Below are 21,704 nucleotides of genomic sequence, written 5' to 3' on the forward strand. Positions count from 1 at the left end.
CATGATGTGAAAAATGGCTTCTATCCGCTTACTCCAGATCCACCCGCTGATGCTGGTACGGGATCTCCACATTTTCAAATCCTTTTTCTTTCAGGCGCTCGGCAAATTTTTGCTGGGTTTCATATTCGCCATGCACCAAGAAGATCTTTTTTACGTTTTTAGGGTCTTGACAGGCTAAAAAGTGCAGCAGGTCTTCATAATCGCCGTGGGCGCTCATGCTTTTAATTACCTGGACTTCGGCTTTTACATCGTACTCATCGCCAAAAATATGTACCACCTTATCGCCGCGGGTTAACCTGCCGCCCAAAGAGTTAGGTTCGCAGTAGCCCACTATCAGTATAGTATTCTTCTCGTTATTGATGTTATTGCGGATATGGTGCCTTACCCGCCCTGCCTCGGCCATGCCAGATGAAGAAATGATGACCATAGGCCGGGTATCGTCGTTTAGTGATTTTGATTCCTCGGTAGATTGTACAAAGTGGAGGCCTTTAAACGCAAACGGGTCCTTGTCCACTTTCATGATCTCGGTTACCAGGTTGTTGTACACCTCGGGATGATCTTTAATTACCTGGGTGGCTTTGTCGCTCAGCGGGCTGTCTACATAATAATTTACATCGGGTAGTGTGCCTTTTAATTCCAGTCCGTTAAGTGCAAATAAAAGCTCTTGTGTACGGCCAACGCTAAAAGCCGGGATAATTACCTTACCGCGCTTTACCACGCAAGTTTGGTGAATAATTTCGCGCAAGGCTTCTTCAATAGGTTCCAGGTCTTTATGCAGCGAGTCGCCGTAAGTAGATTCCAGTAGAATATAATCGGCCTGCGGAAAGGTTTGCGGACTGCGCAAAAGCAAATCTCCGTAACGGCCTACATCGCCGCTAAAAGTAATGGTGGTATGCTTGCCATCTTCCAAAACGGTTAAGTGGATGGCCGCACTGCCTATTACGTGGCCGGCATCGGTAAAGGTGAATTTAATACGCGGGGTAATCTCGTACTCCTCGTTATAGTCTACTATTTTAAACAGGCGCAACGCTTCAATAGCCTGCTCTTCGGTATACAGGGCCGATGATTGCTCACCGCCGTTTTTATGGTGCTTGTTAGCATATTCGGCATCTTGTTCCTGTATCCGGGCCGAATCCATTAGTAAAATACGCGCCAGTTCCATAGTTGGGGCGGTACAGAATATTTGACCATTAAAACCCTCGGCCACCAGTTTAGGAATAAGCCCGCAATGGTCAATATGTGCATGGCTCAGTATCACATAATTTACTTTAAGTGGGTTAAAGCCAAAGTGGTCGTTAAGGTCTTCGGTTTTATCGCCCAGACCCTGAAACATACCGCAATCGAGTAGTATATTGGTTCCGTCGTTTAATTGTACGATGTGTTTACTGCCGGTAACGTTGCGGGCTGCGCCGTGAAAGGTAATATGCATGTAATTTTTATCTGTGTGTTAGGTAAGCAAACAACGGCTTTTTTCTGTGAAATGTTCGGCAAGGCAAAAAATTTGTTTGACTAAGATATTAGTTGTAGCTTTAGGTTTTATTAACTGGCAGGCGGATTTTAAATGTAAACCAGCCTATTATCAACGTTCGACACTATGGAAATTAAGGAGCTAACCCGTGCAGAAGAGCAGCTGATGCATGTGCTTTGGCAAATCAAAAAAGGATACGTTAAAGATGTGATTGAATTGCTGCCCGAGCCTAAGCCGGCTTATAATACCGTATCAACCATTATTCGGATTTTAGAAACCAAGGGTTTTGTAGGGCATACCGCTTATGGCAAAAGCCACGAGTATTATCCTTTTATAAGTAAAGATGAATACCAGAATTTTGCATCGGACAAGCTGCTTACCGGCTATTTTGATAACTCGGTAAAGCGCATGTTTTCGTTTTTCGTACAAAAGGAAAAAATAAATGTGAAAGAGGCCGATGAGATCATGAAACTGATAGAAAAGTTTAAAGACCAATAAACGTATACTTTATGACCTGGTGGCATTACTTATTGCTGAGTAACCTATACCTGATATTGTTTTTCGGGTTTTACGTGTTGCTTTTACAGCGCGAAACGTTTTTTCAGCTCAACCGCATTTACCTGGTAGGTTCGGCGGTAATGTCATTTTTAATTCCCCTTATTCAGCTCGATTGGGTAAAACAGTGGTTTATTACCCAAAAGGTGCAGCAAACCATTTATAACGCAGCGCCCGTTATGGTTTACCATATTAAAGCCGTGCAGCCGCAACACTTAACCATGGGGGAGGTAGTTGGCGGCATTTACGCAGCAGGTATTGTGGTATTATCGGTTAAACTCATTTGGCAGCTGTTTACATTGAGCAGGGTATTACGCAATAAGTTGCCGGTAACCTCTGCCTGGTCGTTCTTCAAAAAAATTAATGTTGATGCTCAGCTTCAAAACTATGAGGCAATTGTGGCACATGAGGAAGTGCATGCGCGCCAATGGCACTCGGCCGATGTATTGCTAATAGAGGTGATCATGATCCTGAACTGGTTTAACCCGGTGGTATATTTTTACCGCCGTGCTGTTAAGCACATACACGAGTTTATTGCCGATAGGGACGCCCTGAAAGCAGGCGCCAGCAAAACCGATTATGCCATGTTGCTGCTGAGCCAAACCTTTGATGCACCAGTGCATCATTTGCTTAACCCGTTTTGGGGTGGCAGTATTTTAAAAAAACGCCTGCAGATGATGCAGAAAAACAAATCGCATTACAGCGCGCTGTTTAAGTACGGCTTTTCGGCACCGTTGTTTGCTTTGATGCTGGCCTTGTCTTCAGCCACCATCAACAACAGCCAGGTGGTAAAAGGCATCCGAAAGGAGGCCGAGCAAATGTTTGCCATAAAAGCCCCGGAAATTGCGGACGTAATACTTGAACCATCCCCAAAAAAGGTGCAGCCGAAACAGCCTGAAGTAATTATGGGGGCGCAGCCCCGGTTCAATATCAATACCGATCTTATTGTGAACGATGCACCACGCGCTGCCGGCCCGGAGGCATTGCCCAAAGCAGATAGCCTGGCCGACAATACACACAACGAAGCATTTAACACTGTTGAAAAGTTGCCGCAGTTTCCGGGTGGTACAGAAACGTTTTACAGTTTTATTGCTAAAAACCTGCGCTACCCCGCAGATGCTTTGGATAAGAACGTTAAAGGCCGTGTAAATGTAACCTTTGTTGTAGAGCGCGATGGCTCTTTGAGCGATATGAAAACGCTGTCCAATCCTCCTGCTATGCTTGGTAATGAAGCATTGCGGGTGATGGCACTTTCACCCAAATGGATTCCGGGTGAACAAAACGGGAAACGGGTTGCTGTGCGGTATACTTTGCCTATTGTATTTACGCCCGATGGTAACCGTACCGACAGCACGGTTACAGTGCAACCACGTCGTTTAGTTTTGAAAAGCGTGAGCAATTTCAAGTTCACTCCTGATAGTTCAGATCAGGCCGCACCTAAAAATAATGTATTGGTGCTGGCCGGTAAAGACAATAAGCTGGTTACCGCTAACGTGGTGTTCCTGGTAGATGGTAAAGAGGTGCCACGCGAAAAAGCGCTTGCCGGGCTTAACCCAGTTAAGATAGAAAGTATATCTGTTTTTAAAAACAACCCAACACGCAGCATCTTCGGTAAGTTATACGATAAAGATGTTGTTGTAATTGCAACCAAGAAATAGTTCTTAAACCTTCACATAAAGTTAAGCCGGCCATTGCCGGCTTTTTTTGTTTAGGCTAAAAAGTGTATTTCATATTAGGAAAATTTAGCGCCGTAAATAGGTGTTTAAACTTGCATAAGTGACCTCACGTGCTTTATTTCAATTTGTTTTAAATTAATGTCAAATTATTAACTTTTATATTATAAATAATTATACCTATAGTTATTGGTAATTAGATAGCTTTAAACGCAAATAATTTTATAAATATTGTAACCTGGTGAAAATTATTACCGTATAAATCTACATGGTTAAAATAAAAGCCGGCCGGCATTAATTAACCAACTGTTAAAAGTAGTGTATTTAAAATCCGGATTTTTTCTGGTTTGATCCTGATGCATCGCCCCTAAGATGCAGTAAGGATTGCTATGCACTGCCCATAATGGTTGCCCTAAGTAATTTAAACTATTGATTTGTATGAAAAAGAATGTCACCAGTCTTCTGATGGTCGGTGTTGTGATTGTGTCGGCCTGCAAAAAAGAGGTTTTAACACAAGACACGCCGGTACCTGAAGAGGTAGCTAAAGTAATTGATGTACCCGCGGCACCGTTTGTACCAGGGTTCAACTACAACACCACACGCGATGTGCAACTCAACATTGTACTGCGTGCTAACAACGATGCGCCGCTGGCCGGCGTAGTGGTAAGTGTTTATTTGCCCAATGCCGCAGGCGAAGCCGTATTTAAGGGTGTAACCGACAAGAATGGCATGTTGAAAGGCAAGCTAACCCTTGCCGGGTCAATAGACCAGGTAGTAATAGACCCCGCTTATATTGGGTTAATGCGTAATGCTTTGGCTTCCATATCAACAAGTAATACCGTAAATGCCATTATAGGTGGTGTAAACGGTTACGGTGGGGATGTAGTTGCTGAAAGCGTTGTGCCACAGTCGGTTGCTTCATCGTCGCATCAAACCAATGCGCTTTTGGCAACCAGCTATGCTTATCCAACGGGTTATACAGCTTCCAACAGTTTTGTAAATACCGCTACGTATCCAAAGGCACTTGGTCGGCCCGTGTATCTTGATGCTACGTCAGATGTACTCGATGCTTCTTTGCTTTCATATATCAACGCGTCATTACCCGAAAATCAACCATTAACTACTACGCACCCTGCTTATTTTGCAAGTACTGCTGCTTCAACGTTAACCGTTACCGCAAAAACAGATGTGTATGTAACTTTTGTATCAGAAGGAGCCAGTAATATGAATACGCTTGCTTACTATACTTACCCAACTAACGATCCGCCATTGGTGGGCGAAAGCTTGCTGCCTGTGCTGGGTGGCATAGGGAACATAACTTACGTATTTCCCAATGCTTCGGCAGTGGGATCGGCAGGTGGTTTAAAAACCGGCGACCGGGTTAAGATCGGTAACTTTTCGGCAGGAACCAGTATAGGATTTGTACTCATCCAAAACGGCTGGAATGGCAGTGGTGTAACTACATCGGGCAAAACAAAATTTTATTCTGGCGATAACATGAACGCAAGTAAGAAGAAGCAGGCTGTTTTATTGTATGATGATGTACATAAAAAGTTCATTTCCAGTTTTGAGGATATTGACCGTTCGCTAACAACTACCGATAATGATTTTAACGATCTGGTATTTTACACCACTTCTTCGGTAGCAGACGCCATATCGACCACTAATGTAGCAACCATAGACAGAGGTGGCGATACCGACGGTGATGGCGTGCAGGATGCGCAAGATATGTTCCCTAATGATGGAACGAGAGCTTTTGTAACCTATTATCCATCAGCAACTGCAACCGGTACCATTGCCTTTGAAGATCACTGGCCAAGTATGGGCGATTATGACATGAACGATTTGGTGGTAAGCTATAAATATGCCTATGAGGTTAATGCACAAAATCAGGTAGTAAACCTCAAAGCCTATTATACTGTACTAGCTGCCGGTACCGGTTACAAACATGGTTTTGGAGTAGAATTGCCCGTACCTGCATCGGTAATAAAATCGGTTACGGGGCAAAGCTTTATGAGTAACTATATTACGATGGCGGCTAACGGTGTTGAGGCGGGTCAGGCTAAAGCGGTTATTATTCCATTTGATAATTATGCCGCTATGATGCCAGGAGCAGGGAGTGCTACGCTCATTAATACCATGAATACGCAGTCCAAAATGGCTTCGCAAACGGCATCTTTAACAATAGCCTTCAATAGTCCGGTTACGATGGCCAGCCTGGCGGTATCTTCATTTAACCCGTTCCTTATTGCCAATTTAGAACGTGGACGTGAAGTGCACTTAATGGGTTACAAACCCACCAATAAGGCCGATATTAAGTTGTTTGACACAGCAGATGATGCCACCGTGCCTGCCAGGAACAAATATTATGTTTCGGTAGAAAACAAGCCCTTTGCTCTTATTTTCAACAGCAGCTTTAGTTATCCTACCGAAAAAACAAGTATTGATAAAGCCTACAAGCAATATAATACTTGGGCTTTTTCTAATGGCGGTACTTATGCCGATTGGTACAGCAACATTGCCTCAAGCTACAGAAATCCAATCTACATATACAATAAATAAATATAAAATGGCGTAGTGCACGGCGTCGTAATACTTAATACCCCCTAAGCTTTAACTCAATAAAAACGAGCTATACTTTTTTAATCAATTAATTAATTTTTATGAAATCAAATTTTACTTATGCGCTTTTAGCAGCAGTGGTAGCACTTTCTGCCTGCAAGAAAGACAACAACCAGCCAACCACCGAGGTGGTTCCGGGTAACAAAATTGCCCCCGATGGCTTTACCTTCAGCACAACAAAAAACGTAACGCTGAATTTAAGCCTTAAAACTAACAACGACCAGCCCATTGCCGGCGTGGTGGTTAACGTGAACTTGCCTACGGGGCAAACCATTTTCAGGGGCCTTACCACAAGCAGCGGTGTGTTGCAAGGTACGGTTACAGTGCCTACTTCAGTATCACAACTGGTAATTGACCCAGCTTACGTGGGTGTTATTCGTAATGCGCAGGCTAAAATTACAGCAAGTAACACCATAACAGCCACATTGGGTGGTAAAGATGGTTACAGCGGCGATATTGTTGCCGATCAAATTAACATGGTAGCATCAAAAGCGGCATCGTCCACAAAAACTAACGGTTTGGTTTTGACCGATTATAGCTATCCAACCAGTTACTCTTCAAGTAATGCTTTTATAAATACAGCTACCTATCCTAAAAATTTAGGCAGGCCGGTATATTTAGAAAGTGCTGCTGATGTAATTGATGCATCTTTACTGTCTTATATTAATGCATCGTTGCCTGAAGGTAGTAAGGTGCAAGATACACACCCGGCATACTTAGCCAGCACAGCAACATCAACCATTAATGTAACCAAAGCTACCGATGTGTATGTGACTTTTGTGTCTGAAGGTGCGCAATACCAAAGTACACTCGCTTACTATACTTACAAAACAGGTTTTCCACCGGTATTTAACGTAGTAGGTACTTTAGCCGGAGGCATTGATAAAATTACTTACGTGTTTCCTAATGCCTCGGCTTACGGATCGGGTGGTGGTTTGAAAGCTGGCGATAAAGTTAAGATAGGTAATTTTGCAGCAGGTACTTCAATTGCTTTTGTATTAATGCAAGATGCCTGGACCGGTAGCGGTGTTGCCACAGGCGGCCAAAAGTTCTCTACTGATGCGGGCTTTAACCCAGAATTGTTGTCGCCGTCATTAAGGAAACATACCGTAACGTTATATGATGATGTACATAACGCGTTTATTACAGGTTTTGAAGATTGTAACCGTCAAACACCTGCTACTAACGTTAACGGTTACGCAGCAGATGATGACTTTAACGATTTAGTGTTTTATACCACAACTTCTGTAAATGATGCTATTTCTCAGGATGGTGTGCCTGCAGTTGATAAAGGCGGCGATACCGATGGCGATGGCGTTCAGGATGTACAGGATGCTTTCCCTAACGATCCTACACGTGCTTATATTACTTATTACCCATCATCAAGCACTTATGCCAATATTGCTTTTGAAGATAACTGGCCTAAAAAAGGCGATTACGATTTGAATGACTTAGTGGTTAGCTACCGTTATACCTTTACCAACAATGCCAGTAACCAGGTGGTTGATTTGAAGGGTGAATATAGTGTGGCTGCATCGGGTGCATCGTTCCACAACGGTTTTGGCGTACAACTGCCGGTAAATGCTTCGGCGGTAAAATCGGTAAGCGGTCAAAGAGCTATAAGCAACTATATTAGTTTAGCTGCTAATGGTGTAGAGGCTGGTCAAACCAAAGCGGTAATTGTACCATTTGATAACCATGAAGCATTGGTTAAAAATCCTGACGGTGCTTACTTTATTAATACCTTAGCTACTAAAGATAAAGTAACCAGCAGTGTGGCTACGGTAAACATCAGCTTTACTTCGCCGGTTGCCGCTTCATCTCTGCAAGTGTCTGCCTTCAATCCATTCCTAATCAGCGATATGCGCCGCGGCTATGAAATTCACCTGCCGGGCTTTGCACCAACCGATAAGGTTACCAAATCGTTATTCGGTACCGATGATGATGCCTCGGTAGAAGCAAGCGGCAAATACTATGTATCTAAAGAGAACTGGCCATGGGCTATCAGCTTCAGCGGTGCTTACAGTCATCCGTTCGAGTTGCAGCCAATTAACAGTGCTTACCTGCGTTTTGGCGAATGGGCTTCATCGGGCGGTGTAAACTTTACCGATTGGTATAGCAACACTGGCAGCGGATACCGTGATGCTTCCAAAATTTATAACAAGTAAAATTCAATTTAAGAATGTACTTATAACCTACATTTTTGAGGTTTTTTGAAATAAAAGGTAATTGTATCAACTTTAAAAACACAAAAGCCGCTTAATTATCAAGCGGCTTTTGTGTTTTATAAATGGATGGTTATTCAATAACCGTAACCTTAAGCATATTGGTTTTGCCTTTAGCAATAATAGGTATAGAAGCGGTATTGATTACCACATCGCCACGTTCTATCATGCTCTCACCAATAAGGATGTTGTTTACATCATTAATGGTTTTGTCGGTGCTTTCTAACTCATCGTAGAAGAAAGCACGTACACCCCAAACCAGGCTTAATGCGTTAAGCAATTGCCTGTTTGGTGTAAAGATATAAGTGTTGGCCTGAGGGCGATGACTTGAAATTTCGAAAGCTGTGTAACCTGTACCGGTCATAGATACGATACCCACTGCATTGGTGTGCTGCGCTAAGTGTACTGCCGACTCGCATACCGCATTACTTAAGTAGTTTGGATGTAATGGGTCGGTAGTGTCTTTAGGGGCGTTAAACGGATAGCCACGTTCTTCTACGTTACGCACAATTTTTGCCATCGTTTCAATAACGATCAGCGGAAACTCACCTACCGAAGTTTCACCGCTCAGCATCACAGCATCGGCACCGTCTAATACTGAGTTAGCTACGTCGTTCACCTCTGCACGGGTTGGGCGGGGGGTAGTAATCATGCTTTCAAGCATCTGCGTAGCTACAATAACCGGTTTAGAAGCGGCACGGCATTTACGGGCAATCATTTTTTGCAGTAATGGTACTTCTTCTAAAGGCATTTCAACACCCAGGTCACCACGGGCTACCATCACACCGTCGGTAGCTTCAATAATAGCATCAATATTATCAATAGCCTCAGGTTTTTCAACCTTGGCAATAACGCGCGATGCTTTACCGCTGCGTGCAATAATGCGTTTTAATTCTACAATGTCTTCGCCGGTACGAACGAACGATAAACCTATCCACTCTACATCATTTTGCAAAGCAAACTGCAGGTTGGTTAAATCTTCTTCGGTTAAGCTGGGGATAGATACCTTGGTATTAGGCAGGTTAACGCCTTTACGGGAGGTTAATATACCACCGTGGATAATTTCGCATAGTACTGTATCCTTACGGTTAGTCTCAATTACCTTTAATTGTAATTTACCATCATCCAACAAAATAATCTCATTGGCTTGCACATCCTGAGGGAAGGTATCGTAAGTGATGTAAATGTTGTTTTCATCACCAATAGCTTCATGGGTAGTAATGTTGATGTGTTTGCCATTCACCAAATGAATGCCACCATCTTTTACTAAACCAATGCGGATTTTTGGTCCTTGCAAATCGGCCAGTATGGCGATGTTGGTTTTGTACTGCTCGTTAATTTCGCGGATCAGATCAATAGTTTTCTGATGATCTTCGGGCCTGCCGTGCGAAAAATTAAGGCGGCAAACATTAACGCCGGCCTTCACCATAGCCAGTAATACATCTTTTTTAGCAGATGCAGGGCCCATGGTAGCCACAATTTTAGTTCTGTTATAAGATAATTTCATATGTTGGTTTTATCTGGTCGTGGTATGTTAACTAAGTTTAAAGTAATTAAGTGTGTAAAGAATACACTTTTAAAATTTCCGCTAAAATAAAAGATTTTCGCGTGATTTTATCTTTTTAGGTTCAATCTTTACGGCGGCCATTATTTCGGGTATTCTGTTGAGGGCGCTTATGATGTTATTCAGGTCGGTATCATCAATAAAATTCTTGATCATAAAAAAGTAGTCTACCTCGCGCATTTCGGGTATTAAAAGGCCTTCAGAGCCCTTGTTGGCAATAAAATAGAAATCGGTTTCGGTGGTTTCCCACTGATAATGGTAGATAGAAAAGAAGGCCGGCTCGGTAATTAACTGAAAAATATCTACGGCTAAGTCTGGTATTTTCTTGAAATTAAAGTTGAGATACTTATTAATAAAGTGACAAACCCGGTAGTCTTTTAAGGGGGTGTTGATCGCGATCAGTACAAAGTCCAGATCTATCTCAAATTTTAAAACCTTTTTGGTCAAAATGAATACATATATTTGAGCTGGTAAAAATACAAAAGAGAAACCGTAGTGGTAAAATTTTGTTGTACCAAATGCATGGATTTTAGATTTGATATTTAACTAAATTTATTTTTCTTTGCACAGAATTTTTATTTAATCATTTAACATAGATTATTATGTCTGATATCGCTTCAAGAGTAAAAGCAATCATCGTGGAAAAATTAGGTGTTGACGAAAGTGAAGTTACACCTGAAGCAAGTTTCACCAACGATTTGGGTGCAGACTCTTTAGACACCGTGGAATTGATCATGGAGTTTGAAAAGGAATTTAACGTAGCTATTCCTGACGATCAGGCCGAAACTATCGGTACAGTTGGTCAAGCTATTGATTACCTGGAAAAAAACGTTAAGTAGGACTCCCTCAGCAATAATAGATGGAGTTTAAACGAGTAGTAGTAACCGGGCTTGGTGCACTTACTCCTATTGGTAATACCGTTTCAGAGTACTGGAACGCGTTACTAAATGGGGTGAGTGGTGCTGCCTTTATTAAAAGTTTTGACACCACGCACTTTAAAACAAAGTTTGCGTGTGAGGTTAAAAATTTTGATGCCGATGCTTTTCTGGGACGCAAAGATGCCCGCAAGCTCGATCCTTTTGTACAATATGCTTTATATTCTACAGAAGAGGCGGTTAAAGATGCAGGATTAGATTTTGATAAACTGGATACCAGCCGTATTGGTGTGATTTGGGGTTCGGGTATTGGAGGCTTAAAAACATTTTTGGATGAAGTAGTAAACTTTGCCAAAGGTGATGGTACGCCACGCTTTAACCCTTTCTTTATTCCAAAAATGATTGCAGATATAGCCCCGGGCCATATCTCAATTAAATATGGTTTAAGAGGACCAAACTTTACTACGGTATCGGCTTGTGCTTCATCCAATAACTCATTAATTGATGCCTTTACCTATATTCGTTTAGGCAGGGCTAACATGTTCATCAGCGGTGGTTCTGAAGCCATTATTAACGAGGCTGGTATTGGTGGTTTTAACGCCATGCATGCCCTAAGCACTCGTAATGATGACCCGGCAACGGCTTCGCGGCCGTTTGACCTTGACCGCGACGGCTTTGTGGCTGGCGAGGGCGCAGGTACCATTATACTGGAAGAACTGGAGCACGCCAAAGCACGTGGTGCAAAAATTTATGCCGAAATGATGGGCGGCGGCATGAGTGCCGATGCTTACCACATGACGGCTCCGCATCCCGAAGGTTTAGGTGCAGCCCTGGTAATGAAAGCAGCTTTAGAAGATGCTAACATGCAGCCATCGGATATTGATTACGTGAACGTTCACGGTACATCTACACCAATTGGCGATCCGCAGGAGGTGAAAGCTATACAACAGGCTTACGGCGACGAGTTATATCGTATCAATATTAGCTCTACCAAATCAATGACCGGGCATTTGCTTGGTGCAGCTGGTGCGGTTGAAGCTATTGCTGCTATTTTAGCAGTGCAAAACGATATTGTTCCACCTACCATTAACCACTTTACCGACGATCCATCTTTTGATCCGCGTATAAACTTTACGTTTAACAAAGCTCAGAAACGTGTGGTTAGAGCGGCACAAAGCAATGGTTTTGGCTTTGGTGGCCATAACGCGTCTGTAATATTCAAAAAATACGAAGAATAAAATTCGTTTTTAATGCCTATCAGCCGGTTATATAAGCTTTATTTATCGCCTCACCGTAAATACGTAAAAACATTAAAGAATTTGCTCGGCTTCGTGCCGGGCAATTTGTCTTTATACCGGTTAGCGTTTAGGCACAAGTCTGTTGCGCAAGCCATAAAAAAGGGTGTTAAAAATAGTAACGAGCGTTTAGAGTTCTTGGGCGATGCTGTTTTAGGCAGCGTAGTTGCCGAGGTGCTCTTTAAAATGTACCCGTATGAGGATGAAGGTTTTTTAACCGAACTCCGTTCTAAAATGGTGAACCGGAACAACCTTAACCAACTTGGCCGCAAACTGGGGTTAGACGGCTTAATACAGTACGATAACCGCATGGTAAACTCAACCCGCCAGGGTTCGTTACTGGGCGATGCTTTTGAGGCGCTGATAGGTGCCGTATACCTCGACAAAGGGTACGATTTTACCAAAGGTTTCCTCATTAACCGTATTATCAAATCACACATTGATATACATACCCTCGAACAAACCGAAACCAATTTCAAGAGCAAGCTTATAGAGTGGTGCCAGCGCCACGGCAAAGATGTATTGTTTGAACTGGCCCAAAACCAGGATGGTGAAAGCAGCAAGCTTTTTACCATACAAGTAAACATCGACGGCGATATTATGGGTTTAGGCAAAGAATTCAGCAAGAAAAACGCCGAAAAACTGGCCGCCGAAAAAGCTTGCGAAGCGCTGGGGATTTAATTCAGGTTTAAGGAAGTTTACTATAGCTCGTAAACCCTAGATTATTTTTCATTATCAGATATTTGTTAGAGCATTCTGCCCCGATAATAGCCTTAAATATAGAATCTGTTTCTGTATCTTTAAAGAGCTAAGCCCTTTAATAGCTTTTAATTAAACACGTAGAATGTTTTTAGAAATGTGGGTGTTTTTGATGGGCAGAGAAAACAGTCTGCAGAGGGCCAAATTTTTATCGCATGAAACAACCTTTACTTCATTATTTGTTCATAGGATTATTAGTCCTCCTTTCTTCAGCTTGTGAGAAAGAGGCCTCTATAACACCCGTGGTTTGGAGTAAACCTATTACCGGGGCAGGAACCGGGAGCGGAACGGGTACCGGTGGAGGTACTACTACACCGGGAACTAATAATACAGGCTACCAACCATTCAATAGCGGCTCATACTGGAAATATGTAACCACAGGGAGCATTACCGATGAGCAAACGCAAACCCTAACAGGTAAAGCGGCCAGCATCAACGGTAAAACCTATTATGAAATGAGCCAAATCTCCAAAACTTTGGGTACCAGTTTAGGTTATTTTAATGCAGATAACGGTGTTTACAAGGTAAGGGCCTCTACCTATATTGACGGTGTTACTGTAGAACTTACTTACCTTGATGCCAATAAAGCAGTAGGTGAAACCTGGACTGCACCTATGACCGATAATGGACAAGTGAATGGTGTTCTGGCCCGTATTTTAGGCAAAATTATTGAAAAAGGCATTAGTCATACCGTATCAGGAAAAAGTTATAGCGATGTAATTCATACACAGGTAGACGTGCAGTACGATATGGGGGGCTTTGGTACTTACAGTACTTACGACATGTACATTGCCAAAGGTATAGGCATTATTGAAACGAGCAATAGCGTGTTTGGTCAAAAGTTTTCAGACGTTAATCTGGTAGAATATAGCATTAAATAGCTCTTATTATATGGCAGAAAATAAGCAAGCATCAGTCTTGAGTCATGTATCGGCAGCTTTGTAAACGCTGCGCCATAAATTCAATTCAACAACTGCCAGCGCACCATCATAGCCCAATTATTGCGCTGCCTAGGGTATGAATAATATTCGTTTAAGCGTGCTTGATCAGTCGCCGGTGCGTAAAGGCGTAACTGCCGCGCATGCAGTGGCCGAAACTGTGGAACTGGCTAAACTAACCGATAAATTAGGTTATACCCGCTTTTGGGTATCTGAACACCATAACACCGGCAGCCTGGCCGGCTCTACCCCCGAAGTGTTGATTGCCCATTTGGCCGGACAAACGCAAAGTATGCGTATAGGTTCGGGAGGTATCATGATGCCTAACCACAGTACACTTAAAGTTGCCGAAAATTTCAGAATGCTGGAAGCTTTGTTTCCTGGTCGTATTGATTTAGGCATGGGCCGTGCACCCGGTACCGACAGGTTAACCGCCAGCATACTTAACCCATCAAACCAATTTCGTGAGCAAGATTTTGTGGAGCAACTGGCCGACCTCCAAAATTATTTTAACGACACGGCCGAAAACGGCCCGGTGGCCGCCAAGATCAGGGCTATACCGCAAGTAGATACCATACCCAACATGTGGTTGTTGAGCAGTAGCGGACAAAGCAGCTTGTTTGCCTCACACTTTGGCATGGGCTTTACATTCGCTCACTTTATTAACCCGGCGGGCGGCTCACAAGCCGTAGAGCTGTACCGCAGCAGGTTTCAACCTTCGGCCGAATTATCGCAGCCCGAGGCTAACGTAGCCATATTTGCGTTTTGTTCTGAAGATGAAGAAAAAGTTAGGCAACACCTGGCTGTAATGGATTATCGCTTTTTGCAATTTGAAAAAGGTGGGCCTATTTTACCTTTAACTTACGAGGATATAAAGGACACTACTTATACGCTGCCTGAGCAGGAGCGCATTAAATATAACCGCAGGCGCGTAATAGCAGGCACACCCGAACAAATGAAGGATATCATTACCAGGCTGGCCAATACCTATAAAGTAGATGAAATTATTTTGGCAACCATAGCCGAAGATTTTGACGACCGCCTGGAGTCTTACCGCTTATTAGCCCAACAATTTGAATTGCAGCCGCAAATATTGAACGAGAGCCATGCTGTTGCTTAATTATAATTTAATACTTCATATTCAAAGCCGGCTCGGTTATGAGCCGGCTTTTATTGTGGATAACTGTTAACATGTTGGATATTAAATGTTACCTTTGCCCAACAAAATTCAACCTTGAATTACTTATAGCAATTATTACTGTAACCATATAAGTTAATCGTGATTATAATTATTTTCTTCTTTGCCCACTGGTTTTTATCCCTGTTCTTTCAAACATTTTATTTACACCGGTACGCCGCTCATAAAATGTATAGTACGCCTAAATTTACCGAGCGTGTTTTTCATTTTCTTACGTTTGTGTGTCAGGGATCCTCGTTTTTAAACCCGCGCGCTTATGCCATTATGCACCGTGAGCACCATGCTTACAGCGATACCGAGAAAGACCCGCATTCACCACACTTTTTTACCGATGTATTTCAAATGATGTACCGTACGGCTATCAGTTTCCGTTTGTACGAGAAACGGGTAAAAGAGCCCGATGCACAATTTAAAGGCAATTACCCTGAATGGCGTTTGCTGGACTACTATGGTTCGCATATTATTACCCGCATAGGCTTTGGCATACTTTATATAGCTTTTTACGCTGCATTTGCTACCGCATGGTGGCAGTGGCTGTTGTTACCTATCCAATTTATTATGGGGCCACTTCACGGTGCTATTGTAAACTGGTGCGGACACAAGTACGGTTATAGCAATTTCGACAATGGCGATAAATCTAAAAACACCACCCCCTTCGACTTTTTAATGCTGGGCGAACTGTTTCAGAACAATCACCATAAACGCCCCAATAGCCCTAACTTTGGAGCCCGCTGGTTTGAAATTGACCCTGTTTACCCGGTCATGAAAGCCCTGCACTGGATGCACATCATCAGGCTGAGGAAACCTTCGCTTGCTTAAGATAGAATCAAGAGTACAGAGTCAAGAATACAGATATAAAGCCGTTAGCAATAACGGCTTTTTTGTTGACTGGTTTTGGGTTGTAACATCTGTATTGTTGACTCTGTACTCTTGATTCTAAAAAACTATCTTTGCCACTCATAAACAAACTACTATGAGTGTATCGGTATTAGCTCAAACTTTGAAAGGTTCTGAGATCATCAAAATAGGTAACGAAATTAATGAGTTAAAACGCCAGGGACAGCAAATTGCCAACCTCACCATTGGCGATTTTGACCCTAATATTTACCCCATCCCCAGCGAATTGCGCGATGGGATAATTGCCGCTTACCAGGATAATCAAACCAACTATCCACCGGCCGATGGCATGCTCGATCTGCGTAAGCAGGTATCGGCTTTTTTGGCAGAGGAGCATGGCATCCAGGTAACCGCTAATGAAGTATTGATCTCGAGCGGTTCGCGGCCTATTATCTATTCTATATTTTTGGCTTTGGTTGACAAAGGCGATAAGGTTATCTATCCTTTACCTTCATGGAACAATAATCACTACTGCCACATTACAGGTGCTGAAGAAATTCAGGTGCCTACCACTGCTGAGAACAACTTTTTACCCAAGGCTGCCGATATTGCACCGCATTTAAAAGGAGCAACGCTACTATGCCTTTGCTCGCCGCAAAACCCAACCGGTACCATGTTTGAAAAGGCTGACCTGGAAGAAATTTGCGACCTGGTAATTGCCGAAAATGCAAGCCGCCAGCCGGGCGAAAAGCCGTTGTACATTATGTATGATCAAATTTATGCCATGCTGACCTTTGGCAAACAACACGTAGATCCGGTTACTTTACGCCCCGAACTGAAAGATTATACCGTATATATTGATGGTGTATCAAAATGTTTGGCTGCTACCGGCGTGCGGGTAGGCTGGGGTTTTGGCCCCGAGAATGTGATCTCCAAAATGCGCTCCATTGTGGGCCATATGGGTGCTTGGGCCCCTAAAGCCGAACAAGTAGCCACCGCTAAGTACTTGCAGCAAGACGAAGCCGTGCACGGCTATCTTAAAAACTTTAGTGGACGCATTCAGGAAGTATTGAGCACCTTGTATCAAGGCTTTCAGCAATTAAAGGCCGAAGGCTTTGCTGTAGATGCCATTGAACCTATGGGCGCTATTTATTTAACCGTTAAAGCTGATTACATTGGCAAAACCACACCAGAGGGCGAAGTGCTCAATTCATCGGCCGACATTAACTTCTATTTGATCAAAACTGCTAAAGTAGCACTGGTACCATTCTCTGCATTTGGCACCGGCGATGATGTGACCTGGTTCCGTGCATCGGTAGGTACTTCAACGCTGGAAGACATTCAAGCCATGATACCACGCATCCGCGAAGCGTTGAGCCAATTGAAGTAGGTTGCTGTTTCATTTCACTAAGACGCCTTTGTCATGTTGAGCTTGTCGAAACATTAGCCGCTTTGCTAAGTATTCGACAAACTCAGACTGACAGGGAATATTATAATAAAAATTGCACTATTGGTAAGTGCCATTTAGTTTGTTCATCTCAAAATTAGCACTATGCCTGCCGGAACGTTATACCTGATCCCCGTGCCACTTGCCGAAGATGCGGCGGCCCAATCTTTTACGCCTTACCTGGTTAATGCCATAAACCACTTGAGCGAGTATATTGTGGAAAATGAAAAAACTGCCCGAAAATTTTTAAAACAGGCCGGTTTAACCATTCCGCAGAGCCAGTTGGTGATTTACGATTACGGCAAGCACCAGCGCAATACCGATCTTAAAGAATTTTTTACCGGCCTGTTAGCTGGTAAAGATACCGGTCTCATGAGCGAAGCAGGCTGCCCTGGTGTAGCCGACCCTGGTGCCGATATTGTGGCCGAAGCTCACAGGCTTGGCATTAAAGTGGTACCCTTGGTTGGCCCAAGCTCTATTTTGCTGGCGCTGATGGCATCCGGTTTTAACGGACAAAGCTTTACCTTTCATGGCTATTTACCTATTGATAAAGAACAGCGCAGCAAGCGTATTAAAGAACTCGAAAGCCAGGCCGAACGCTTGAACCAAACTCAGTTATTTATCGAAACGCCTTTCCGCAACGATTCCTTACTGGCCGAAATATTGAAAAGTTGTAAGCCAACTACCCGCCTGTGTATTGCCTGTAATTTAACTGCGGCCAACGAGTTGGTACAAACCAAAACCATAAACGAGTGGAAAAAGCAAATCCCCGATCTGCGCAAGCAACCTGCCATATTTTTGCTCTACAAATCTTAATAAAGCTCCCTTAACTCAGTTTTTGTAAGCATATTTGAGTTATATGACACCCGTTCCTCCAGGCCCAGCGCAGGTATTGATTGTAGGTGCCGGTCCATCTGGTTTAATGATGGCTGCGCAGTTGCTGCGCTATGGCATCCAGCCGGTAATTATTGATAGCAAGCAGGGTCCAACACATCAATCTAAAGCTTTGGCCGTACAGGCTCGCTCGCTGGAAATCTACCGGCAGTTAGGCATCATTGATACGGTGATTTATGGGGGTAAACAGGTCAAAGGGATAAATTTTCATTACGATGGTGAAGAGCAGGCAACATTTGCCATCGACAATATAGGAATTCATATTACGCCTTTTCCTTATGTGCATATTTATGAACAAAGCAAGAACGAGCGGGCTTTACTCGGCTATTTAACCCAGCATAGCTGCCCCGTATATTGGAACACTACCTTAGTTTCGCTGCAACAAGGTACGGGCGTGGTCAATGTAACCCTGAATAATAAGGAGCAGGAATATAGTTTACTATGCAACTGGCTCATTGGAGCCGATGGTGCACACAGCGCTGTGCGTAAAACCTTAAATATCCCGTTTACCGGCGATACATATCCGCACACGTTTTACCTGGCCGATTTGGTTTTGGGGCAAGACAGCGATTTTATGAACATGCACCTGAGCCAAAAAGGCTTTGTTGCATGTTTCCCTATGCCCGAGAAAAATGCATGCCGTGTGGTGGGCAATCTTACGGCAAAACTCGCTAATAAAGAAGAATTGACGCTTAATGATGTACTGCCCTCCTTACAAAAGATAACAGGCAAGCCTTTGGAAATAGCACAATGCAATTGGTTTACCACTTACGGCCTGCACCACCGCATGGCCGATAAGTTTAGCCAGGGCCGCTGCTATTTAATTGGTGATGCTGCGCACATCCATTCGCCGGTTGGCGGGCAGGGTATGAACACCGGTTTGCAGGATGCTTACAACCTATCGTGGAAACTGGCAGGCGTAATTAACAAGCGTCTCAAACCAAACATATTAGGCACTTACGCGGCCGAACGCATGCCGGTGGCTAAACAACTGCTTAAAACTACCGACAGGGCTTTTAATGTTATTATGTCGCGAAGTATATGGGCCGGTTTGTTTAAAAAGTGGGTACTGCCTGTACTGCTTAAACAAGCCTGGCAAAGCGACAAGCTAAAGTTCGAGTTCTTCAAGCGTATATCGCAAACAGGCATCAACTATCCTCATAGTCCGTTGAGCTTGCATTTAAGTCAACTTAAAACCATCAGGGCCGGTGATAGGTTGCCCTACCTCAAAGTATTTGACGAGAAAAAGCTGCAGGAAACCGACCTGCATGCTTGGTGCAGCAAGCCCGGCTTTACGCTCATTACTATGGGCCTTTTGCAGGAATTATACTTGTTTAGCCTGGCTAAATGGATAACCCAGAACTACAATGGCTGGCTTAATTTCTTTCATCTGCCGTCCTCAGTTAAAAACCAAAAGGTGTTTGATGCTTTCGACATTAAAGAGGGGCAGAACAAAACCATCATTGTACGCCCCGATATGCACATAGGGTTTATTAACGATGTGGTGGATCTGGAAATGATGAAGAATTATTTGGAGAATGTGGTGGGGAGCCCCTCCCAATAGCCCCTCCTAAATCCTCCCCGGTAGGGAGGACTTTAAATATTGCAGGATAGATAAAAGCCCTCCCTCCCGGGGAGGGTTGGGAGGGGCTTACCCGTGTATCGTTTCTCCTTTGCCGTAGTTTTGAATTACTTGTGCTTCGTAGGCTAAAAAGGCAGCCCAGCGGGCGTCTACATCAATAGTGCCGGCATGTTTTTTAGCTAAACGGATAAACATGCTGTAATGCGTGGCTTCGCTTACCATCAGTTCGTGGTAAAATTTGGCCAGTTCCTCATCGTTAATATTTTCAGATAATACCTTAAAGCGTTCGCAGCTGCGAGCCTCTATCATGGCCGAAAACAGCAGCCTATCTATCAGTTGATCTATACGGCTGCCGCCATGTTTCAGGAACTTGAAAAGTTCGCCTACATAACTGTCTTTACGTTCTTTACCTAACACATACCCACGCGCTAAAATAATGTTATGTACCAGCCTGAAGTGCTCCATTTCTTCTTGTGCCAAGGCAATCATTTCCTGTACTACATCGCTCAGGTTAGGGTTCTGAATAATTAAAGTAATGGCATTGGTGGCTGCCTTTTGTTCGCAATAAGCATGGTCGGTCAGGATCTCTTCAATGTTACTTTCTACAACGTTTTTTACCCAACGCGGGTCGGTAGGTAATTGTAGTTTCAGGATGGTTTTCTCGCTCACAAGAGCAAAGATAGTGAAGATAGAGTACAGAATATAGAGTCAGGAATACAGACTTTAACTTCTGAATTAGATGTAGCGAATTACCATATTGGCACCGCCTCCCTTTTTATCATAGTAAGCGCCAATTTCGCCCTATGGATAATTTCTGTGAACACCAACTTCGATTGTAAGCCAGTTTTCATATAGGGCATATTTTTGCAGTTCTTCCTTTTCACTCCATGCATCCCAGGAAGAAGGCTCATAAGTTTGAAACTGAAAGCTAAAAGAGATACTTTTCAGCCTTTCGCCCAAAAAAGCCAGATCAAACTTAAAGTACTTATCCTGTATTTTAACGTTTTCAAGCTGATAATGCATCCACCCGTTTTTCAGATCTAAAAATTTCACTTCCTCGTGCTTAAAGTAATTGAAAAGTTGAGACGGAACTGTTTGTACACATAGAATGAGGTTTTCGGATAGTATTATTTGCCCTTTTAATAGATCAAACCCGGGCATTACTATCGGTACAAATTCTTGCTCTCAATAAATTTCAATACGGCATCTGGCACAAAGTACTGTACGTTTTTTTTATCGGCAATAGACTGGCGAATGAAGGTGGCGGAGAGTTCCATGAGCGGGGTCATGGTGATGGTTACGGAGGGGTGCGAGGCCAGTTCGGCATTTTCGTAACCGGGGCGTGGGTACACAAACACTTTATAATCGCGCAAAATGAGCTTATAATTTTTCCACTTATGCAGGCCGGCAAGGTTGTCAGAACCCATAATGAGCACAAACTCGTGCTGTGGGTATTGCGCGGTTAAATGAGTCAACGTATCAATAGTGTAAGAAGGCTGTGGAAGCTTGATCTCTACATCGCTTACCTCGAGGTTGTCGGAGTTGTCAGTAGCCAGGCGGGCCATCTCCAGGCGGTCGTACGTGTTAATTAGCCCGCCGTATTTTTTAAAAGGATTTTGAGGCGTAACCACCAGCCAAACCTTATCCAGGTCGGTATGGTTAGCCATGTAATTGGCAATGATGAGGTGCCCAATATGAATGGGATTAAAAGAACCGAAAAGCAAGCCTATTTTCATGTGTTTCAGTTTGCAGTTAAGTTACTAATAAAATGC

General features: G+C 43.4%; 19 protein-coding genes. 13 read left to right on the forward strand and 6 right to left on the reverse strand.

The genetic code is table 11. The features are described 5' to 3' along the window. Positions 1–28 precede the first annotated feature (28 nt). Positions 29–1,429, reverse strand: coding sequence for an MBL fold metallo-hydrolase RNA specificity domain-containing protein (locus tag IEV61_RS17840; protein ID WP_188418418.1), 1,401 nt, complete (start codon positions 1,427–1,429; stop codon positions 29–31). 165 nt (positions 1,430–1,594) lie between these two features. On the opposite strand from IEV61_RS17840, the gene IEV61_RS17845 reads away from it, so the two are divergent. From IEV61_RS17845 to IEV61_RS17860, 4 genes are all read left to right on the forward strand, one after another. Beyond that, positions 1,595–1,966, forward strand: coding sequence for a BlaI/MecI/CopY family transcriptional regulator (locus IEV61_RS17845; RefSeq protein WP_188418419.1), 372 nt, complete (start codon positions 1,595–1,597; stop codon positions 1,964–1,966). An 11-nt stretch (positions 1,967–1,977) separates the two neighbouring features. After that, positions 1,978–3,681 (forward strand): M56 family metallopeptidase, encoded by a 1,704-nt coding sequence (locus IEV61_RS17850; RefSeq protein ID WP_188418420.1) that lies wholly within the window; start codon positions 1,978–1,980, stop codon positions 3,679–3,681. Between the two features lie 453 nt (positions 3,682–4,134). Next, entirely contained in the window at positions 4,135–6,258 is a 2,124-nt protein-coding gene (locus IEV61_RS17855; protein WP_188418421.1) for an LruC domain-containing protein, read from the forward strand. Between the two features lie 101 nt (positions 6,259–6,359). After that, complete coding sequence (locus IEV61_RS17860) at positions 6,360–8,486, forward strand: LruC domain-containing protein (protein ID WP_188418422.1); 2,127 nt, start codon at positions 6,360–6,362, stop codon at positions 8,484–8,486. Between the two features lie 130 nt (positions 8,487–8,616). Here the strand turns inward: IEV61_RS17860 and pyk are convergent, their stop codons facing one another. Continuing rightward, positions 8,617–10,050, reverse strand: a complete 1,434-nt coding sequence (pyk, locus tag IEV61_RS17865; RefSeq protein ID WP_188418423.1) for a pyruvate kinase — start codon at positions 10,048–10,050, stop codon at positions 8,617–8,619. A gap of 81 nt (positions 10,051–10,131) precedes the next feature. Continuing rightward, the gene (locus IEV61_RS17870) at positions 10,132–10,554 is read right to left on the reverse strand and encodes an IPExxxVDY family protein (RefSeq protein ID WP_188418424.1); all 423 of its coding nucleotides are present in this window, start codon (positions 10,552–10,554) and stop codon (positions 10,132–10,134) included. A gap of 155 nt (positions 10,555–10,709) precedes the next feature. Between IEV61_RS17870 and IEV61_RS17875 the strand changes: the two genes are divergently transcribed. The 9 genes from IEV61_RS17875 to IEV61_RS17915 all read left to right on the forward strand — a co-directional run bounded on the left by IEV61_RS17875 (position 10,710) and on the right by IEV61_RS17915 (position 19,914). Then, positions 10,710–10,946 (forward strand): acyl carrier protein, encoded by a 237-nt coding sequence (locus tag IEV61_RS17875; protein ID WP_188418425.1) that lies wholly within the window; start codon positions 10,710–10,712, stop codon positions 10,944–10,946. A 20-nt stretch (positions 10,947–10,966) separates the two neighbouring features. Then, complete coding sequence (gene fabF, locus IEV61_RS17880; protein ID WP_188418426.1) at positions 10,967–12,220, forward strand: beta-ketoacyl-ACP synthase II; 1,254 nt, start codon at positions 10,967–10,969, stop codon at positions 12,218–12,220. 12 nt (positions 12,221–12,232) lie between these two features. Beyond that, positions 12,233–12,958 (forward strand): ribonuclease III, encoded by a 726-nt coding sequence (gene rnc / locus IEV61_RS17885; protein WP_188418427.1) that lies wholly within the window; start codon positions 12,233–12,235, stop codon positions 12,956–12,958. 233 nt (positions 12,959–13,191) lie between these two features. Beyond that, positions 13,192–13,917: a hypothetical protein gene (locus IEV61_RS17890; protein WP_188418428.1), complete on the forward strand. Its 726-nt coding sequence runs from the start codon at positions 13,192–13,194 to the stop codon at positions 13,915–13,917. Positions 13,918–14,053: 136 nt separating this feature from the next. Beyond that, on the forward strand, positions 14,054–15,094 hold the full coding sequence (locus IEV61_RS17895; RefSeq protein ID WP_188418429.1) for an LLM class flavin-dependent oxidoreductase: 1,041 nt from the start codon (positions 14,054–14,056) through the stop codon (positions 15,092–15,094). 159 nt (positions 15,095–15,253) lie between these two features. Continuing rightward, positions 15,254–15,991: an acyl-CoA desaturase gene (locus tag IEV61_RS17900; RefSeq protein ID WP_188418430.1), complete on the forward strand. Its 738-nt coding sequence runs from the start codon at positions 15,254–15,256 to the stop codon at positions 15,989–15,991. Positions 15,992–16,145: 154 nt separating this feature from the next. After that, complete coding sequence (locus tag IEV61_RS17905) at positions 16,146–17,399, forward strand: pyridoxal phosphate-dependent aminotransferase (RefSeq protein ID WP_188418431.1); 1,254 nt, start codon at positions 16,146–16,148, stop codon at positions 17,397–17,399. Positions 17,400–17,561: 162 nt separating this feature from the next. Then, positions 17,562–18,272: an SAM-dependent methyltransferase gene (locus IEV61_RS17910; RefSeq protein WP_188418432.1), complete on the forward strand. Its 711-nt coding sequence runs from the start codon at positions 17,562–17,564 to the stop codon at positions 18,270–18,272. Between the two features lie 43 nt (positions 18,273–18,315). Beyond that, positions 18,316–19,914 carry an FAD-dependent monooxygenase gene (locus IEV61_RS17915; RefSeq protein ID WP_188418433.1) on the forward strand — a complete coding sequence of 533 codons (1,599 nt, stop codon included), beginning with the start codon at positions 18,316–18,318 and terminating at the stop codon, positions 19,912–19,914. An 87-nt stretch (positions 19,915–20,001) separates the two neighbouring features. On the opposite strand, the gene IEV61_RS17920 is transcribed toward IEV61_RS17915, so the two are convergent. The 3 genes from IEV61_RS17920 to nadD form a co-directional block, all read right to left on the reverse strand. Beyond that, positions 20,002–20,601 (reverse strand): MiaE family protein, encoded by a 600-nt coding sequence (locus tag IEV61_RS17920; RefSeq protein ID WP_229747198.1) that lies wholly within the window; start codon positions 20,599–20,601, stop codon positions 20,002–20,004. A 132-nt stretch (positions 20,602–20,733) separates the two neighbouring features. Further along, positions 20,734–21,093, reverse strand: coding sequence for a hypothetical protein (locus IEV61_RS17925; RefSeq protein WP_188418434.1), 360 nt, complete (start codon positions 21,091–21,093; stop codon positions 20,734–20,736). A 2-nt stretch (positions 21,094–21,095) separates the two neighbouring features. Next, positions 21,096–21,668 carry a nicotinate (nicotinamide) nucleotide adenylyltransferase gene (gene nadD / locus IEV61_RS17930; protein WP_188418435.1) on the reverse strand — a complete coding sequence of 191 codons (573 nt, stop codon included), beginning with the start codon at positions 21,666–21,668 and terminating at the stop codon, positions 21,096–21,098. Positions 21,669–21,704: the final 36 nt, after the last annotated feature.

Origin of the sequence: Mucilaginibacter galii (assembly GCF_014635825.1) — a bacterium.
GTDB classification, from domain to species: domain Bacteria; phylum Bacteroidota; class Bacteroidia; order Sphingobacteriales; family Sphingobacteriaceae; genus Mucilaginibacter; species Mucilaginibacter galii.

Bases quoted from the DNA above. Each gene is read 5' to 3' on its own strand.
- IEV61_RS17840 (WP_188418418.1), bottom strand. From the start codon at position 1,429: ATGCATATTACCTTTCACGGCGCAGCCCGCAACGTTACCGGCAGTAAA.
- IEV61_RS17845 (WP_188418419.1), top strand. From the start codon at position 1,595: ATGGAAATTAAGGAGCTAACCCGTGCAGAAGAGCAGCTGATGCATGTG.
- IEV61_RS17850 (WP_188418420.1), top strand. From the start codon at position 1,978: ATGACCTGGTGGCATTACTTATTGCTGAGTAACCTATACCTGATATTG.
- IEV61_RS17855 (WP_188418421.1), top strand. From the start codon at position 4,135: ATGAAAAAGAATGTCACCAGTCTTCTGATGGTCGGTGTTGTGATTGTG.
- IEV61_RS17860 (WP_188418422.1), top strand. From the start codon at position 6,360: ATGAAATCAAATTTTACTTATGCGCTTTTAGCAGCAGTGGTAGCACTT.
- pyk (WP_188418423.1), bottom strand. From the start codon at position 10,050: ATGAAATTATCTTATAACAGAACTAAAATTGTGGCTACCATGGGCCCT.
- IEV61_RS17875 (WP_188418425.1), top strand. From the start codon at position 10,710: ATGTCTGATATCGCTTCAAGAGTAAAAGCAATCATCGTGGAAAAATTA.
- fabF (WP_188418426.1), top strand. From the start codon at position 10,967: ATGGAGTTTAAACGAGTAGTAGTAACCGGGCTTGGTGCACTTACTCCT.
- rnc (WP_188418427.1), top strand. From the start codon at position 12,233: ATGCCTATCAGCCGGTTATATAAGCTTTATTTATCGCCTCACCGTAAA.
- IEV61_RS17890 (WP_188418428.1), top strand. From the start codon at position 13,192: ATGAAACAACCTTTACTTCATTATTTGTTCATAGGATTATTAGTCCTC.
- IEV61_RS17895 (WP_188418429.1), top strand. From the start codon at position 14,054: ATGAATAATATTCGTTTAAGCGTGCTTGATCAGTCGCCGGTGCGTAAA.
- IEV61_RS17905 (WP_188418431.1), top strand. From the start codon at position 16,146: ATGAGTGTATCGGTATTAGCTCAAACTTTGAAAGGTTCTGAGATCATC.
- IEV61_RS17910 (WP_188418432.1), top strand. From the start codon at position 17,562: ATGCCTGCCGGAACGTTATACCTGATCCCCGTGCCACTTGCCGAAGAT.
- IEV61_RS17915 (WP_188418433.1), top strand. From the start codon at position 18,316: ATGACACCCGTTCCTCCAGGCCCAGCGCAGGTATTGATTGTAGGTGCC.
- IEV61_RS17925 (WP_188418434.1), bottom strand. From the start codon at position 21,093: ATGCCCGGGTTTGATCTATTAAAAGGGCAAATAATACTATCCGAAAAC.
- nadD (WP_188418435.1), bottom strand. From the start codon at position 21,668: ATGAAAATAGGCTTGCTTTTCGGTTCTTTTAATCCCATTCATATTGGG.